This window comes from Prevotella sp. ICM33 (assembly GCF_000517825.1).
GTDB lineage: Bacteria > Bacteroidota > Bacteroidia > Bacteroidales > Bacteroidaceae > Prevotella > Prevotella melaninogenica.
In genome coordinates this window covers 89,967-105,175 of record NZ_JACD01000071.1, presented here as the reverse complement: position 1 = coordinate 105,175, position 15,209 = coordinate 89,967, and the positions used below count along the sequence as shown (strand labels likewise).

At 41.3% G+C, this 15,209-nt stretch carries 16 protein-coding genes; 8 read left to right on the top strand and 8 right to left on the bottom strand.

Annotated features, from left to right (window positions below):
- Positions 1-142: 142 nt before the first annotated feature.
- Genes HMPREF1505_RS08350 through HMPREF1505_RS08340 form a run of 3 tightly spaced genes read right to left on the bottom strand, consistent with a single transcriptional unit; the run spans position 143 to position 1,807 of the window.
- Positions 143-565 (bottom strand): RNA-binding S4 domain-containing protein, encoded by a 423-nt coding sequence (locus HMPREF1505_RS08350; protein ID WP_004361334.1) that lies wholly within the window; start codon positions 563-565, stop codon positions 143-145.
- Between the two features lie 31 nt (positions 566-596).
- Positions 597-1,169: an aminoacyl-tRNA hydrolase gene (gene pth, locus HMPREF1505_RS08345; protein ID WP_036920389.1), complete on the bottom strand. Its 573-nt coding sequence runs from the start codon at positions 1,167-1,169 to the stop codon at positions 597-599.
- Between the two features lie 32 nt (positions 1,170-1,201).
- Entirely contained in the window at positions 1,202-1,807 is a 606-nt protein-coding gene (locus HMPREF1505_RS08340) for a 50S ribosomal protein L25/general stress protein Ctc (protein ID WP_013264403.1), read from the bottom strand.
- 263 nt (positions 1,808-2,070) lie between these two features.
- Between HMPREF1505_RS08340 and nusB the strand changes: the two genes are divergently transcribed.
- The 5 genes from nusB (at position 2,071) to HMPREF1505_RS08315 (ending at position 5,695) form a co-directional block, all read left to right on the top strand.
- A complete protein-coding gene (nusB, locus tag HMPREF1505_RS08335) occupies positions 2,071-3,147 on the top strand; it encodes a transcription antitermination factor NusB (RefSeq protein WP_036924546.1) in 1,077 nt (358 codons plus the stop codon).
- 150 nt (positions 3,148-3,297) lie between these two features.
- Positions 3,298-3,627, top strand: a complete 330-nt coding sequence (gene yajC / locus HMPREF1505_RS08330; protein WP_036866112.1) for a preprotein translocase subunit YajC — start codon at positions 3,298-3,300, stop codon at positions 3,625-3,627.
- Between the two features lie 32 nt (positions 3,628-3,659).
- Positions 3,660-4,670: a CdaR family protein gene (locus HMPREF1505_RS08325; protein ID WP_036924544.1), complete on the top strand. Its 1,011-nt coding sequence runs from the start codon at positions 3,660-3,662 to the stop codon at positions 4,668-4,670.
- Entirely contained in the window at positions 4,667-5,230 is a 564-nt protein-coding gene (gene coaE, locus HMPREF1505_RS08320) for a dephospho-CoA kinase (RefSeq protein ID WP_036924541.1), read from the top strand. The genes HMPREF1505_RS08325 and coaE overlap by 4 nt, the downstream gene beginning before the upstream one ends.
- A gap of 27 nt (positions 5,231-5,257) precedes the next feature.
- Positions 5,258-5,695, top strand: coding sequence for a DUF5606 domain-containing protein (locus HMPREF1505_RS08315; protein WP_004361327.1), 438 nt, complete (start codon positions 5,258-5,260; stop codon positions 5,693-5,695).
- 95 nt (positions 5,696-5,790) lie between these two features.
- Here the strand turns inward: HMPREF1505_RS08315 and HMPREF1505_RS08310 are convergent, their stop codons facing one another.
- Both HMPREF1505_RS08310 and HMPREF1505_RS08305 read right to left on the bottom strand, forming a co-directional pair.
- Complete coding sequence (locus HMPREF1505_RS08310; RefSeq protein ID WP_036924538.1) at positions 5,791-6,621, bottom strand: DUF4846 domain-containing protein; 831 nt, start codon at positions 6,619-6,621, stop codon at positions 5,791-5,793.
- Positions 6,622-7,291: 670 nt separating this feature from the next.
- Positions 7,292-7,699, bottom strand: a complete 408-nt coding sequence (locus HMPREF1505_RS08305) for an Hsp20/alpha crystallin family protein (protein ID WP_004361325.1) — start codon at positions 7,697-7,699, stop codon at positions 7,292-7,294.
- Between the two features lie 310 nt (positions 7,700-8,009).
- Between HMPREF1505_RS08305 and HMPREF1505_RS08300 the strand changes: the two genes are divergently transcribed.
- On the top strand, positions 8,010-10,853 hold the full coding sequence (locus tag HMPREF1505_RS08300) for a choice-of-anchor J domain-containing protein (RefSeq protein WP_036924534.1): 2,844 nt from the start codon (positions 8,010-8,012) through the stop codon (positions 10,851-10,853).
- Between the two features lie 136 nt (positions 10,854-10,989).
- On the opposite strand, the gene HMPREF1505_RS08295 is transcribed toward HMPREF1505_RS08300, so the two are convergent.
- Both HMPREF1505_RS08295 and HMPREF1505_RS08290 read right to left on the bottom strand, forming a co-directional pair.
- Positions 10,990-11,331 (bottom strand): DUF488 domain-containing protein, encoded by a 342-nt coding sequence (locus HMPREF1505_RS08295; protein ID WP_036924532.1) that lies wholly within the window; start codon positions 11,329-11,331, stop codon positions 10,990-10,992.
- A 4-nt stretch (positions 11,332-11,335) separates the two neighbouring features.
- Positions 11,336-11,860 (bottom strand): hemerythrin domain-containing protein, encoded by a 525-nt coding sequence (locus tag HMPREF1505_RS08290; RefSeq protein WP_036924529.1) that lies wholly within the window; start codon positions 11,858-11,860, stop codon positions 11,336-11,338.
- 145 nt (positions 11,861-12,005) lie between these two features.
- On the opposite strand from HMPREF1505_RS08290, the gene HMPREF1505_RS08285 reads away from it, so the two are divergent.
- Positions 12,006-12,677: a Crp/Fnr family transcriptional regulator gene (locus tag HMPREF1505_RS08285; protein WP_013264218.1), complete on the top strand. Its 672-nt coding sequence runs from the start codon at positions 12,006-12,008 to the stop codon at positions 12,675-12,677.
- 49 nt (positions 12,678-12,726) lie between these two features.
- Positions 12,727-13,662 (top strand): calcium/sodium antiporter, encoded by a 936-nt coding sequence (locus HMPREF1505_RS08280; protein WP_036924523.1) that lies wholly within the window; start codon positions 12,727-12,729, stop codon positions 13,660-13,662.
- 450 nt (positions 13,663-14,112) lie between these two features.
- Here HMPREF1505_RS08280 and HMPREF1505_RS08275 read toward each other — a convergent pair whose 3' ends face one another.
- Complete coding sequence (locus tag HMPREF1505_RS08275) at positions 14,113-14,949, bottom strand: TlpA disulfide reductase family protein (protein WP_036924675.1); 837 nt, start codon at positions 14,947-14,949, stop codon at positions 14,113-14,115.
- Positions 14,950-15,209 lie beyond the last annotated feature (260 nt).

Genomic DNA, 15,209 nt, shown 5'->3' with positions numbered 1-15,209 from the left:
CTTACATCCGTTTATAATTATTATTAACGGAGTATGAGTCGTGCATTCCTATATTTTTACAATAGCCTTTGTTGCAATGTCAGTGTGATATAGCCTTTGTCATGCTGTCTATTAGTTTGTTTTAACCTATCAGACAACGATTTTAGAATGTTTCATCCTCATCATCGTCCTCATCAAAACCAAATAGAGCAGGGTCGACGAAAGCATCCATCTGACGGCGGTCCTTCTTTGTTGGGCGTCCTGTACCACGTGCTCTGTCAACGAAGCCACTGATGCGGCTCATCTCTAAGAGTTCATACTGCTTAGCATCGGTCACATTTTCATAGACTTCAGGGATGAGTTTTGCACCAACACGTTGTTCAATCGGTTTGAGAACCTTGAACGAATAGGTGATTGGCGACTTCTTAACACTCACCACTTCACCCGCCTTGATTGTGTGGGAAGGTTTTACGTTGATACCTTTTATTGTGACACGACCATTCTTGCAGGCGTCTGCAGCGATGGAGCGGGTCTTATAGATGCGGGCAGCCCATAGCCATTTGTCAATTCTTGCAATATCGTTCATAGTCTCATAATATGTTAAAGAGGATACTCGATTACTTCTTTCCGAGTTTATTAAACTGGTTCATTGTGATGTCGATACCAGCAAGGGCAAAACTCTTGATGATATCTACGCCCAAGTCGATAGCTGGCTGAAGTTCTTTCATCTCCTCGTCAGAGTAGCGACCCAGTACCCAGTCTACCTGTCCACCACGTGGATAGTCGTTACCAACACCCATACGCAGACGAGCATAGTTCTGTCCGATAAGTTGCTGGATATGTCCTAAACCATTGTGACCACCATTAGATCCGTTTCCTTTCAAGCGGAAAGCACCTAATGGAAGGGCAACATCGTCAGAGATAACCAAGAGTCTACTCTGGTCGATATTCTCCTTGTTGAGCCAGTAGCGCACGGCATTTCCAGAGAGATTCATGAATGTCGTAGGCTTCAAAAGAATAATCTTGCGACCCTTGACCGTTGTCTCAGCAACGAAACCATAACGCTTATCCTCAAAAACAATATTGGACGCTTTAGCGAAAGCGTCCAATACCATAAATCCTGTATTGTGTCTGGTTCCCTCGTATTCATAACCGGGGTTACCCAATCCACAAATCAAATACTTGTCCAATTCTTATATTGAATTAATTATTGTCGTAGAGATTACTCTGCTTCAGCAGCTGCAGCAGCCTGCGCAGCCTGGATAGAATTACGTGTAGCCTTGATAGAGCAAACTACAACCTCCTTTGGAGTTACCAACTCAAGACCCTCGAAGCTCAACTCGCCAACCTTGATACTCTTGCCAAGACGAAGCTCAGTAACGTTGATATCGAGGTGCTCTGGAATCTGCTGATAAGGAGCCTTAACGTTAATCTTACGGATAGACATGTTCATACGACCACCATCGCGAACACCCTGTGCCAAACCTACGAGCTTAACTGGTACACCCATAACGATTGGTTTCTGGTCGTTCACCTCATAGAAGTCTACGTGAAGCAGAGCGTCTGTTACTGGGTGGAACTGGAGTTCCTTAAGAACTGCAGTACGTCTCTCACCATCAATAATCAACTCTACAACGTAGATGTGTGGTGTGTAAACCAACTTACGCAACTCTGACATAGGAGCTGTGAATGAGAATGCTACTGGCTTGCCATCCTGCTGTGCCTCACCATAGAGGTTACATGGAATCAAACCCTCCTTACGGAGCTGCTTAGAAGCTTTCTTTCCAAGGTCTGTACGCTTCTGACCTGTTACTTTAATTTCTTTCATAATTCTGTGTTACTCTAAATTAATATGAACTTTAATTCGCCATCACACACTGAGAGACTAAGGAATTGGAAATCTAATGAATATCACAACTTTCAATCCTCAATTTGCAAAAAGCGTTGCAAAGTTACTTCTTTTCAATGGATTGAGCAAGTATTCTCTAAAAAAACATAGAAAAAGATACTAATGCTTGCATGTACGAAGGAAATTTCCTACATTTGCAAAATAAAGTATTCAATACGAAACACAATCTTTTAGAAAAGACAATGATCAATAGGGAATTAATAAGAATTAAGATTGTCCAGTTAACCTATGCATACTATCAGAACGGTAACAGGAATATGGACAATGCTGAGAAGGAACTTCTTTTCAGCTTGGCGAAAGCGTATGACCTCTATAATTACCTCTTGGCCTTAATCGTATCAGTCACGCAAGAGGAGCGCCATCGCGTGGAAATAGCTGCAAATCGTGCCAACCGTGAGGGGACTGAGGCTCCCTCAAGTCGTTTTGTAAACAATAAGTTTGCTGTTCAGTTGGAAGAAAATAAGCAGCTTAACCTTTTCATGGAATCACAAAAACGTCGTTGGGAAGATGATATGGAGGCTGTTCGTAAACTCTGTGATCAGATTGAACAGAGCACTATCTACCAAGAGTACATGGCAAGTGATGATGATTCGTACGAGGCAGACCGTGAGGTGTGGCGTAAGATATATCGTACTCTCATACAGGAGAATCCTGATTTGGATGCTGTGTTGGAGGAGAAGAGTCTTTATTGGAATGATGATAAGGAGGTTGTTGATACCTTCGTTATCAAGACTATCAAACGATTCGACCCTGCTAATGGTGCTGATCAAGAGCTTCTGCCAGAATATCGTGACGAAGAGGACCGTGACTTTGCACTTAAACTCTTCCGTTCAACAATTCTCAATGCAGACGATTATCAGCGTTATATGAGTGAGTCAAGTCGCAACTGGGATTTCTCTCGTTTGGCTTATATGGATGTTGTCATCATGCAGATAGCTATTGCTGAGATGCTTACATTCCCTAATATCCCAGTAACGGTGACCATCAACGAGTATGTTGACTTGGCTAAATTGTATAGTACACCGAGAAGTGGTGGATATATCAATGGTATGCTTGATACGATTGCACGTCATCTCATACAGACTGGTAAGATGATGAAGACAATGCCTGAGCCTCGTCAGCATCGTCCTCGCAATGAACGCCAAGACGAAAGAGCACCACGTCGTGAGGGACGTCGCCCAACGGTTGCGCAAACTTCTGCTCAGCGTGTGGCTTATCGTCAGCAGCAAGCAACTGATCAGGCGGAGAATAAGGAATAAAGACATAGGCGGAAAGCTTTTAAGAATCGTCACGAAAGAGGCTTGTTTAGCATAATAATGATGAGTGTTTATAAAAGCCTTTCAGACGTTATGCTTGCCTATAGCCTCCTTTTCACGTTCATAAATTAAGAACATAATAACTGATAAATAATGAATACAACATTTATCCTCGCAGCACAGGCTGCAGGTCAAGGCAGCCCAATGCCTATGATTATCATGATGGTAGCTATCTTCGCCATCATGTGGTTTTTCATGATTCGTCCACAGCAGAAGAAGCAGAAGGAGATTCGTGCTTTCCAGAATGCTCTCTCAGCAGGTGATTCTGTTGTGACTGGTGGTGGAATCTATGGCACAGTAAAGCATATTGATATGACAACCAATAAGGTTGAAGTTGAGATTGCACGTGGTGTTGTTATCACTGTTGATAAGAACTACGTATTTGCAAACGTACAGGCTTCTCAGCAGGGTCAGACTAAGTAAACCTTATTGATAGAAAAGAAGGAAAGCATTTGATGAAAACAAGCAAATCGCTTCATACATTCAGTACCTTCAGGAACTTCTTGTTGAGGATATTCAACAAGGAGTTTCTGATTTTTTTGTTTTTCTTGGTATTGAGTGGAGGGTTCTGGTTGATAATGACACTGAACGAAACTTATGAGGGTGAATTCAGTATACCACTTCGCATGACGGGTGTTCCTCGTAATGTGGTTATTACCAGTGACCTTGATTCTGTTGTCCGTTTTACTGTGCGAGACAAGGGATATATGATTGCGTATTATGGTCTTGATGATACATTCCGCCCTATCTATGTCGACTACAAAGTTCATAGTGACGGACGAAGTAAGGGAGATGTACCCATTGCAGACCTTCAACGTCAGATTTATCTTCAACTGTCAAAGAGTTCAAAGATAGCTTCTGTCAAGGCGGGAAAGTTCTCTTTCTCATTTAACTTTGGTCGTCATAAAAAGGTACCTGTACGCCTTTTGGGGACAGTAACACCTGGTGATAATTATTATCTTGCTCGTGTAGACTTTACTCCAGATAGCGTTCAGGTTTATGCAGCGCGTAATGTGTTGGACAGTATTCAAACAGTCTATACAGAGCGACAGTATATTACCAATTTTACAGATGTCAAGGAGTTGACTGTAGACCTCCGAAAGTTTACGAATGCCAAGTGTGTTCCTTCCAGTGTAAAGATGAAACTCTATCCAGATGTACTTACAGAGGAGACGGTTGAGGTACCAATTGAAGCTGTCAATATGCCTGACAACAAGGTGATGCGTACCTTCCCAAGCAAGATAAAAGTGAAGTTTGTGGTAGGTGCCTATCGTATGCGTTCGATGCCAAAGAATGCGGAGACAAAGGAACTTCTCCCTGTAGGTTTCCGTGTTGTAGTCAACTACGAAGATATAGAGAAAAATAATAGCGAGAAATGTCCTATCTATGTGATAAGTTCTCCTAATGGTGTACGCAACGTACGACCAGAAGTAAATACGGTTGATTATCTCATTGAGCAGCGATGATAGTAGCGTTGACTGGTGGTATTGGTAGCGGAAAGTCTTACGTCTGTAAGCTTCTTGCGGAACGAGGTATCTCTGTTTATGATTGTGATGCGCACGCAAAGGAATTGATGCGTACCTCCCAACCACTACAACAACAACTCTCTGCACTTGTCGGTGAGGATGTCTTCCGTGATGGTGTCTTGCAAAAAGCCATTCTTGCAGCCTATCTCTTACAGAGTGAGGCACATGTACAGGCGGTCAATGCCGTGATACATCCTGCTGTAGCTCATGATTTTGAGCAATCGGGTCAATCGTGGCTTGAGAGTGCGATACTCTTTGATAGTGGTTTTGATAAGCGTACTCATATAGATAAGGTAGTATGCGTTACAGCGCCAGAAGAAGTACGTATTCGTCGTGTGATGGCACGTGATAGTATTAGTAGGGAAAAGACCCTTGAGTGGATAGCACGTCAACTACCGCAAGAGGAAGTGATACGACGTAGTGATTATGAAATCATCAACGATGGTATATGCCCTCTCGCTCCACAGGTAGACCACTTGCTTTCCGTTATTTCAGAATAATTAAATTATAAACAAGAATAGATTAAAATGTTACAGACAATCCTTTCAATCGCAGGTAAGCCAGGTCTTTATAAGCTGGTAAGCCGTGGTAAAATGAATCTTATTGTTGAGTCGCTTGATGAGAGCCATAAGCGTCAGCCTGCATTCGGCACAGACCGTGTGACGAGTCTTGCTGATATTGCTATGTTCACAGAGTCTGACGATGTTCCATTGGGTGAGGTGTTGGCAAAGTTGCGCGACAAGGAAGAGGGCAAGGTGGCTTCTCTGAACTGGCGTAAGGCTTCAGCTAAGGAGTTGCAGAACTACTTTGCAGAGGTTCTTCCTGACTTCGACCGTGATCGTGTACACACAAGCGACATCAAGAAGCTCCTTCAGTGGTATGAAATTCTCGTTAAGGCTGGTATCACCAACTTTGAAGAGGATATGAAACCAACAGAGGGCGATAACATTGATGACAGATTGTAATATTACTTTCAAGTCAGAAAACGAAACAATAAAAGCACTGTGACCGAACTCACAGTGCTTTTTTCTTGTCTATTCTAAGGCTAATTGACGGCTAACTAAAATCGTTTTGCATAGTTACCACGGAAATACCAGTCTGGAGTGTCAAGGTATTTGATCTGTGGATTAATACTGAACCACTGGTTAAAAATCTCAATTTCTTGCGCTGGCGTATAGCCTTGTGCAAGCAGGTAGACGGCTTCTCCCTTCTTGTTGACTGCTTTGTCTACAACAATGACAGTATGTCCGGGATGACCACCGTTGATAATCACATCGCCAACCTGCAATTCTTTGCCTGTAATAGTAGTTAACTCCTTTTCAAGTGAGGCTGTTCCTGCATACGTAAAGACGAGATTTAAATACTTACGGAATGTCTTATAAGAATAATCTGCAGCAGTGTCCTTACTATACCAGCACCGCCATGTCTTCTTATCAATGTGGATACGCTCTCCTTTTGCCCAACGAGCGTAATCAGCTCTGAAGCCATTGGTAAAGTTGAAGTGAATCTTGTCATACTGCTTTGTTTGCCAAAGCCATAAGGCTCTTAGGTAGATAACAGCGTCAGCACACTGTTCTACCTCTCCATGACCAAAGTCAATGTCTACGACCGCACCAGCATAATTTCGCCGTTTGATACTACCATTATAATAATGTAAGTCACTTCCAACAGGCTTAAGTGGTAAATTTCGTAGGAACGAACCAAATGTACCCTCAGTAAGTTTTACTTTTTTGTAGCCAGGGGGAGGTGCTAAACGTTGCTTTTTAGCAGTGGCTGCTTGCTCAACAGTGAGAGTATTCTCTACTGACTGTTGTGATTGTCCGTTAGTCTTTCCTGTACATGAGAGTAAGAAAGCAGACAATATAATGGGGATAGTATGCTTTGTCTTCATCGTCTTCCTTAAATGAATATTATCGTCTTCACTCGCAAATATACGTATAATCTGCTAACTTGTCAAGTTGTTGTTATAAAAAGTGTTGTATTTCTTTTTGTTTTAAGGGCGAGTATAGGTGTTTTTCATATAGCTTTAGCGAAAGAACAAAAGTTAAGGATAAAACAGAAGTATAGCTAAGACTGTCAAACCACCTATTTTATTATTACCCTTCGACACAGAAACCCTTTTTGTTTTAAGCCATCAAAGTCGTAGAGGAGGATTTGAAAAATCATTACATAATTTCGAATAAAACAGCTATAAATAAGGATAAAAATACGAGAAAAAGGCAAGTTTGTAACTAACAGGGAATCAATTAATTACAAAGTAGTAAAGTAAAAGGTGCTTAATAGGACTTCAAAAGGGCGTTAGTTGGGCCTTAAAAGGGCACCTTTTGCAAGTCAATTANGCGTCTTTTAGAAGCTAAAAGAGCATGTTTTGGTTTTGAGTTGCATGAAAATAGTTTACATATATTGGATGGTAAGGGAATAAACTGTTATCGGAAGAATCAAAAAAGCCCCCAAACATTTTCTGTCTGGGGGCATATTCACCAATAACTAATCCATTTTATCAAGGTTCTTCAGCTTATAGCGTCAGAACAAAAACCTTTCATCAGGGAGTAGTGGAGCGTTTAGCCCACTGTAATCTGGCGTGCAACCTTCTGCTCTTCAACCTTAATCTTAGGCAAGGTAATGGTGAGTACACCATTTGCAACACGTGCAGCAATACTTTCCTTCTGAACATCATCAGGCAGAATAAGTGTCTGCTCATACTTGCTATATGCGAACTCACGACGGAGGTAATGAGCCTTTTGCTCGCTCTCCTCGGCTTTCTTTTCCATCTTGATGGTCAAGTCGCCATCGCTGTTGATATTAACATCGAAGTCCTCCTTACTCAACCCCGGTGCTGCAAGTTCTACTATATAATCTTTTTCAGACTCCAGTACGTTGATAGCTGGTGCTGTTGGATTTGCCTTAGGCATATTTGTAGTGTTCAAAAAATCATTGAAAACCTCTGGTAACCATGAATTTCTATACATAATTTTATCTCCTTTTCTTTAATTTGTTTGTTAATGTTTTGTACTGACTATTATGCAAGGAGCATACCATTAGAGTTTTTGTGACATTTTGTCTGTTCTTTCTGACAATTTGACGTATAACCCATATGGGGCTTATAGGGCTGATAGGCTTAATAAAACCACCGTTTACTTATAATTAATGGGTGATTATACACCTTTTAGTTTGGAATAATATTATTTTTAGGAGATAATAAAATAAAATGTAATAAAACTTTGTTTGTGTGTAAATAATTCTTATATTTGCGGTATGTTAATCAAAAATTAGATGTCAATGAAGAATTTTTACTTATCTGCAAAGCTGTTTGTAAGCCTTTGTTTAGCTGGTTTTACAAGTACGGCATACGCGCAAAATGGAACACCTCGAGCGGCTAAACCTATGGGAGAAGTTGCTACTGAGCAGACAACAGTAGAGTTGTTAGATGATCCTTTTTTCTATTCATTTAATGATGGTAAGCCTACGCATTGGGTTACTGTAGGAACTGTTACTCAATTGAGGGCTGGTGATCGATACAGTAGTGATACTGGTTTCGGTGTTGGTATTGAGACTGCTGCTAATGTGGAGGGATGTCTTAAGCAGGTGATTGACCTTAAGCGTACAGGAAAGGAGGTAGTGCAAGGCGATGAATTAGAATGTCTTGTACATTATAGTACGATAGAGAGCAAGCGTAGGGAAGGTCCATTCCGTCTTGCTTTGCGTTGGTTGGATACTGCTGGTAACGAACTCGTTTCTACCGAAAAAGACTTTATTAATAATCCTGATATCTACTTTGGACGTATGAAAGCGTATGGTGATTTGAAGTTCCGTACGGTTTGTCCAGCTGGTGCAGTGAAGTTAGAGTTTGCTCTTTTGGTAGCTCCAGGAAGTCAGGTACGCATGGACGACTTCAGTGTGTTGCGTTTATCAGACAAGGATAAAACTCCACTCGTAGCTATTCTTCCACAGTATCGTACGATGATGGGTGAGGTCGGACAAGCTACAACCTTTCCAATCGCCTTACAGGGTATGCACCTTAGTGCTGATCAGACACCAAACTTCGGGGGTACTAAGTCTTCTTCTGTAATGAAGTTAGATGTTGAGAAATTACCAAGGAATAGTACTATTAAAGCTAATCTGACAATTACGCCACAGGTAGCAGGCGTTTATGTGGGTAGTAATACCTATAAACTCCGCTTCTCTGGTGCTGATGCTGAAAACAGTGGTTCGCTCAATTTGACTGGTTATTTTAAGAAAGCAGGTACTACTCCAACGATAAAACTTAAGTCGGGACAGGTTCGTGAGATGAGTGCAGCACCTAACAAGACTGACGAACAGTTACTTGATTTTGATATAAAGGATGTTATTACGAATGTTAACCTTGCTCTGAAGCATGATGCAAATTCTCCTTTCCGCATTGATGTGGGACAGTATTACTATGCGACAAGTTCTGGTAAGCTCTATCATCGTCCTGTAAAGGTGACCTTCGCACCACGTAAAGCAGGAGTCTATGAGGCTGAGTTGAGGGTTTCAAGTGTCTTGGCAGATACGTTGGTTATCAAACTTAAGGGTGTTTCTGAGGCTGCTACTTCAGCTGATTTAGTTGAGAATTTCACGGATAATCGTGCGATGGACAATCGCTTTACTGGTGATGCGTGGAAGGGTTTTCATAAGTTTGACTTAGGTTACTGGAAACTTAATGGTAAGTGGAATAGTAAAAGTAATGTTACGTTGGCAGCAAAAGACACACTCTACTATGATGAATTGGTTGCCAATGGAGTTAATACACTTCAGCTATCTCCAGTAAGTAGTGCTGCAAAGTGTACTGCCGAATATTCTATTGATGGTGGTGGTCACTGGAAATCACTCACTGTAGGCGATGCAGATGGTAAATATGTTGTGGGTACGCATCGTCCTACCCTCGTACGCTTTGTATCTTCAGAGAGTGTAGAGGTTCAGCGTGTTACGATCAGTCCAAATACTGTAGATGAACGGGAAGCATTCGATAAGATTGAAGAAGCAATGCTAAAGGATGCGGATAGCAAACCTTTAGCAGTCCTTAATGAAACTTTCTCAGACTTACGCCATACACGTATTCTTGGCTTGAAGGGTTGGCAGAACCTCACTATACGTGGTGAACGTCCATTCTATGCATGGCAACAGAAGAATGCAGATCAGTCGGTTGTAGAGAATGAAGTAGCACAGATTTCTTTCTTGAAATATGGTGTTGAGGATAGACGTGAGCATGAAAGCTGGCTTATTTCTCCAACCCTATCTTATAAGAATGCACAAAGTAAGGATTTAACTTTCAGTTTGATGTATCGTAATCAGACTACTAATGGCGAAGAACTGTTCGGCTTTTATATCATCACAGAGAAGGATGGTAAGGCTACACCTTACTTCTTAGATATATCTCAATATGTCCCAGCAGGGGTTAAGTTGGAGCCTGATATGTGGTTTGATTACCGTATAGACCTTTCTAAGGTAGAAGGACTTGCAATCGATGATAAGTTCCATGTGGCTTTTTCTTACTATAGTCCTGTGGGGGGTAATGCTACTTCCCTGAACTTTATGATTGATGATGTAACCTTCGGACGTACTGACCTTCCAGAACTGAGTGTTGACAATGACTTCATTCAGTTTGTATTCCGTCCAGGACAAGAGATGACACCTCAGCCACTTAATATATATAGTGATCGTACAACGGCACCTGTAACAATTACCTTGGCACCTTCCGCTCAGAAGAAGTATTTTAAACTTTCACATGAGAAGTTGCCACTCGAAGGTGGTTCGATTGCCGTTGGCTTCAAAAGTAATGACTCAAAGACGCACGCTGCTGCACTACTTGTCCAGACACGTGGGGCAGAACCTATCATCGTGAAGTTGCTTGCTCAACCTATCACTGCAGGTATCAGCAATGTTGCTGGTGGTGATGATGATGCACTGTTACCAATTGTTAGCGGTTCAGAACTGACCATTAACGGCAAGTATCAGACGTATCAGCTTTTCTCAACAGACGGTAGTCTCTTGCAGCAAGGCGGTTATCAGCAGCGTATTGACTTATCTGGTGTTCAGCCAAAGGTATTTGTCTTGAAGCTTAACACCGATAAAGGCGTAAAGTCTTTCACCTTAAAGCGTTAAGGAATCAGTTTCTGATACCTTGAGTGTGTGTCAGAAAAGAGCAACAAGAAAGGGGACAGACGTCGATGTCTGCCCCCTTTTGTTTTGCTTTCTCACTTTGTTTCTTTTGCTCCTCCTGCTTTAATGGAATAAAAGATTATTCCTTTTCAAGCAGGTGTTGTAATACAACCGCGTTGTTATGTTCCTCATCATGTGCCGCAAAGAGTAGGGTAGCGGTAGGATGTTCCTTGAGGACAGCACGCAGTTCGTCTAAGGCTCCACTTGCAGTTAACTCTGCACGATATCGTTCAGAGAACTCTGCAAACCGGTCGGGGTCATGACCGAACCACTTACGCAGTTCATTACTTGGCGCAACAGATTTCAACCAAAGGTCGATTTGTGCCTTTTCTTTACTGATACCTCGCGGCCATAATCGGTCAACGAGGATTCGATAACCGTCGGTTTCTTCAACCGGCGCGTAAGCACGTTTGATTTTCATTATCTTATTCCATCATTAATGCCCGTGGGAATATTATCTCGTTTTCTACGAAGATATGTTCGAGGAGATTGTCGCGGAACTGACGAAGGTCTGCAAGTGCCTTCACATATTCTGGTTCAGCACCCTCAGGGGCTGTGTAATCATTTGTTAGTTCTGCAATACGCTCATGACGTTCTATCTCGTCGTTGTGGTCAGCCATCATTGCATTGATCGGATGTTGGATTGTACCACAATGGAAAGGTGCATGCTCTTGACCATACTCAGCTGCATTGAAAATGTCGATAATGTATGGAAAGAGAATATTCTCTTCCTTCTGACAGTGGAGGTCAAGGTCGGCAACACTGTTGCGGAAATGATCTACTACACGATCGAGTTCAGGATGATTAGCTGTAAGTGAGTTCAATCTGATAGCAAGTTCCTCACCCTGCTTGCGAATGTAACGATGATGAAACTTTAGTACATAGTCTACAAGTAGGTCGAGGTCCCATGCTTTAAAAGGGATAGTGCTTTGAGAAAATGTTTGTGTCATTGTTATCTTTACTTTATCTTGTTCGTTTTATTTATGTGCAAAATTAAATATAATCGAGGAGAAAGTGGGGTAACAAATGTGTCCAAGTTGAGTTAAATCGAGTTAAATTTGTAGTAATCAAGAGAATCTTTGTAACTTTGTGACCATGGAAAATAATGTAATGAAAGCACTCCGTTCCTGTCCACTTTTTGCAGGAATGAGTGAGATTGAAATAGACCTAACATTAGGAAATATTAGTTATCAGCTTGTATCTCTGCCTTCACATGAGGTATATGCCTTAGCGGGTATGCCTTGCAAGTATGTTGATATTGTTGTAAGTGGTAAGCTTATCTGTCGTATGGCAGCTTTATCGGGCAAACAGGTAGAGGTGAGTCGATTGCATAGTGGCAATATGGTAGCTCCTGCTTTTATCTTTTCTAAGGACAGGAGTCTACCTGTCAGTGTCGAAACAGATGGTAAAGTACAGCTATTTCGCATGCGTCCAGAGGAGTTGAAGCGTCTAATAGATTTGGATGAGACGATTCGTATGAACTATATTCGTATTCTCTCAAATATTGATGTGTTCTTGACGCAGAAGATGAAGGTGCTTAGTCTGTTTACTGTACGTGAGAAGGTAGCTTATCTTCTGATGGAACGTGCAGGAGAGCAGGGCAGCAATGAGGTACATTTGGAGCGTTCACGTCAGGAGATAGCAGACTCGTTTGGTATCCAGAAGTTCTCCTTGCTTCGTGTTCTATCTGACTTTGAGAAAGAGGGGGCGATAGAGATTCATGGGCGAACAATCAAGATTCTGGATCGTAGGAAGATGTTGAAGTAAGTGTTCTATCCCTTAAGTATATTTTATTTATTCTATATTTTAAGAATTAATGTTACTGAATATTTTATTTATTGTCGTGGGTATAGCCCTCGTTTTATGGGGTGCTGACCGCTTGACAGAGGGTGCTGTGGCTGTAGCTGAGAAGATGAAGATGCCGCAAATAGTGATAGGATTGACAATTGTCGCAATGGGTACAAGTATGCCTGAGTTCTGTGTAAGTTTTATTTCTGCATTGAAGGGAACATCAGACTTGGCAGTAGGTAATATTGTTGGCTCCAACATCTTTAATGCTTTACTCATTGTTGGTGTGTCGGCATTGGTGGCACCGATGACGATTATGGAGACAACGGTAAGAAAGGATATTCCTTTTGCACTTGTAGCATCAGCTTTGTTGTTGATAATGTGTCTCGATGGAGATATTAGTAGGCTTGATGCTGGTATTCTCTTTGTGATGTTCCTTATTTTTATGTATATGACACTTAAAGGTGCTAAGAAGCAAGGAGCGGATGCTGAAGAGGCTATAGAGGGTGAAGGAAAGAAGCCGATGGCTACTTGGTTATCTGTTGTATGGATTCTCGTCGGATTGCTTTGTTTGATAGGTGGTAGTAACTTGTTTGTAGAAGGGGCTACGGCTGTTGCAACAAAGCTTGGTGTATCGGAGGCTGTGATTGGTTTAACAATCGTGGCAGGAGGAACTTCTCTTCCAGAATTGGCTACAAGTGTTGTATCAGCTCGTAAAGGAAATAGCGGTATTGCAATAGGAAATGCACTTGGTTCTAATGTGTTTAACATTCTTGCAATCCTTGGCATTACGGGTATGATAACCCCAATGACATTGAAAGGTATTACTTATATAGACCTTTCTATGCTGGTTATCTCAATCATGCTCGTATGGCTCTTCTCGTTTACGAAGTACAAGATTGAACGATGGGAGGGAGCTGTGCTTACGGCTGTGTTTGTAGGTTATATCTATTCCTTACTATAATTTATTCCTTTGCTTTAGCTTAGAAGGTTGCTTTTGAGCTAAAGCAAAGAAACAAGATACTATTGACTTATCAGTAACTACCCATCTTTTTTGGATGTGTTGATGCTCAGCACGTGTTGTGTAAATGCCCAGCACATATTGTGTTAATGGTAAACACGGATAGTATTTAGCGTTAATTGTCAGGCAAAAGATTGTTATGGTGGAGTCAACTTCTTATTAGTAAAGCGCTGTATAAGCATGATATAGAAAAGATTTATTGGAGTACAATATACTTAATTCAAGAAAAAGAGTCATATCTGAACTCATGATTAGAGTTAGATATGACTCTTCTTTTATGTCTATATGATGTGAAATATCGGAGTGTCTGGCACAAATTTGCCACTTCCTCGAATGAGTTTACAAAAGTTTTTATACTTTTAGGCTTTTGTTTTTCACACCATTACTTTTCTCTTATTTCAACTTCTCAGCCAAGACTTCCTGCAATCTGTTCTCACGGAGATCCATTGCAACAATCTTACCCTGTGGGTCGACGAGGATGTTAGAAGGAATACTGCGGATACCATAGACAGCTGCTGCACTCGACTCCCAGCCTTTGAGGTCTGACATCTGAGGCCAAGTCATACCTAACTTCTCAACGGCAGCAGACCATTGCAGCTTTTTGCTATCGAAACTGACACCAATAATTTCTAATCCTTTGTCCTTATAACGATTGTAAGCTGCTACAACGTTTGGCATTTCTGCACGACATGGACCACACCAACTTGCCCAGAAATCTACCAATACATACTTGCCTTTACCAACCCAATCGCTGAGTTTTACCTGCTTACCATTGAGGTCTTGCATTGTGAGGTCTTTATACATAGAACCTGGCTGACGCAACTTATAAGACTCGAACAACTGCTTTGGCTTTGTCATTTCAGGCTCGTTATAGTAGCCAGTGTTAGGATCGCAAAGTTCTTTCAACTCATCGAACTCAACGTCATACATAATCTTAGCAACGTATTTCGCTGGGAACTTTGTGTCTTTAAACTTTCTTGCAATCTCTAAGGCAGTAGTCTTCTGTAAGTTGTCAAGAGAATCAGCTTTACTCATAATCTCGTTCAACTTAGCCTTTTCTGCATCCGTGAAGGTTGCTGGGTCTTTCTTACCGAAAGCCTGATAGTCAGCCTCAAGTGATTTAAACTGTGCCTCTATCTGAGACATTTTCTCTTCGTATGGCTTGATGTCCTGCGCATTTGCAGTGAGAACAGCTGTAGCCAGAGCTGTCATTAAAATAATCTTCTTCATGTTAATCATTCTTTTGATAAGGCTACAAAAGTAATGATTTTCTGCTTATCACAATGGTAAATTATGTTTTTTTATGCGTTTACGACCTTTTTATATGTAATTGGGAATGTTGAATATGCTATGAGTGCGAGTTTAATGATGCTTTTATACAGTTATAGTAAGTGAATTTTTATAAATATAAACACAGGTCGTTAATATCTGTATTAAAAAGTTCTGTCTATGAAAGTATTGCAAAGATATTAAAAATACAAGGTATGAAA

Bases quoted from the DNA above. Each gene is read 5' to 3' on its own strand.
- HMPREF1505_RS08350 (WP_004361334.1), bottom strand. From the start codon at position 565: ATGAACGATATTGCAAGAATTGACAAATGGCTATGGGCTGCCCGCATC.
- HMPREF1505_RS08340 (WP_013264403.1), bottom strand. From the start codon at position 1,807: ATGAAAGAAATTAAAGTAACAGGTCAGAAGCGTACAGACCTTGGAAAG.
- nusB (WP_036924546.1), top strand. From the start codon at position 2,071: ATGATCAATAGGGAATTAATAAGAATTAAGATTGTCCAGTTAACCTAT.
- yajC (WP_036866112.1), top strand. From the start codon at position 3,298: ATGAATACAACATTTATCCTCGCAGCACAGGCTGCAGGTCAAGGCAGC.
- HMPREF1505_RS08325 (WP_036924544.1), top strand. From the start codon at position 3,660: ATGAAAACAAGCAAATCGCTTCATACATTCAGTACCTTCAGGAACTTC.
- coaE (WP_036924541.1), top strand. From the start codon at position 4,667: ATGATAGTAGCGTTGACTGGTGGTATTGGTAGCGGAAAGTCTTACGTC.
- HMPREF1505_RS08315 (WP_004361327.1), top strand. From the start codon at position 5,258: ATGTTACAGACAATCCTTTCAATCGCAGGTAAGCCAGGTCTTTATAAG.
- HMPREF1505_RS08310 (WP_036924538.1), bottom strand. From the start codon at position 6,621: ATGAAGACAAAGCATACTATCCCCATTATATTGTCTGCTTTCTTACTC.
- HMPREF1505_RS08305 (WP_004361325.1), bottom strand. From the start codon at position 7,699: ATGTATAGAAATTCATGGTTACCAGAGGTTTTCAATGATTTTTTGAAC.
- HMPREF1505_RS08300 (WP_036924534.1), top strand. From the start codon at position 8,010: ATGAAGAATTTTTACTTATCTGCAAAGCTGTTTGTAAGCCTTTGTTTA.
- HMPREF1505_RS08295 (WP_036924532.1), bottom strand. From the start codon at position 11,331: ATGAAAATCAAACGTGCTTACGCGCCGGTTGAAGAAACCGACGGTTAT.
- HMPREF1505_RS08290 (WP_036924529.1), bottom strand. From the start codon at position 11,860: ATGACACAAACATTTTCTCAAAGCACTATCCCTTTTAAAGCATGGGAC.
- HMPREF1505_RS08285 (WP_013264218.1), top strand. From the start codon at position 12,006: ATGGAAAATAATGTAATGAAAGCACTCCGTTCCTGTCCACTTTTTGCA.
- HMPREF1505_RS08280 (WP_036924523.1), top strand. From the start codon at position 12,727: ATGTTACTGAATATTTTATTTATTGTCGTGGGTATAGCCCTCGTTTTA.
- HMPREF1505_RS08275 (WP_036924675.1), bottom strand. From the start codon at position 14,949: ATGAAGAAGATTATTTTAATGACAGCTCTGGCTACAGCTGTTCTCACT.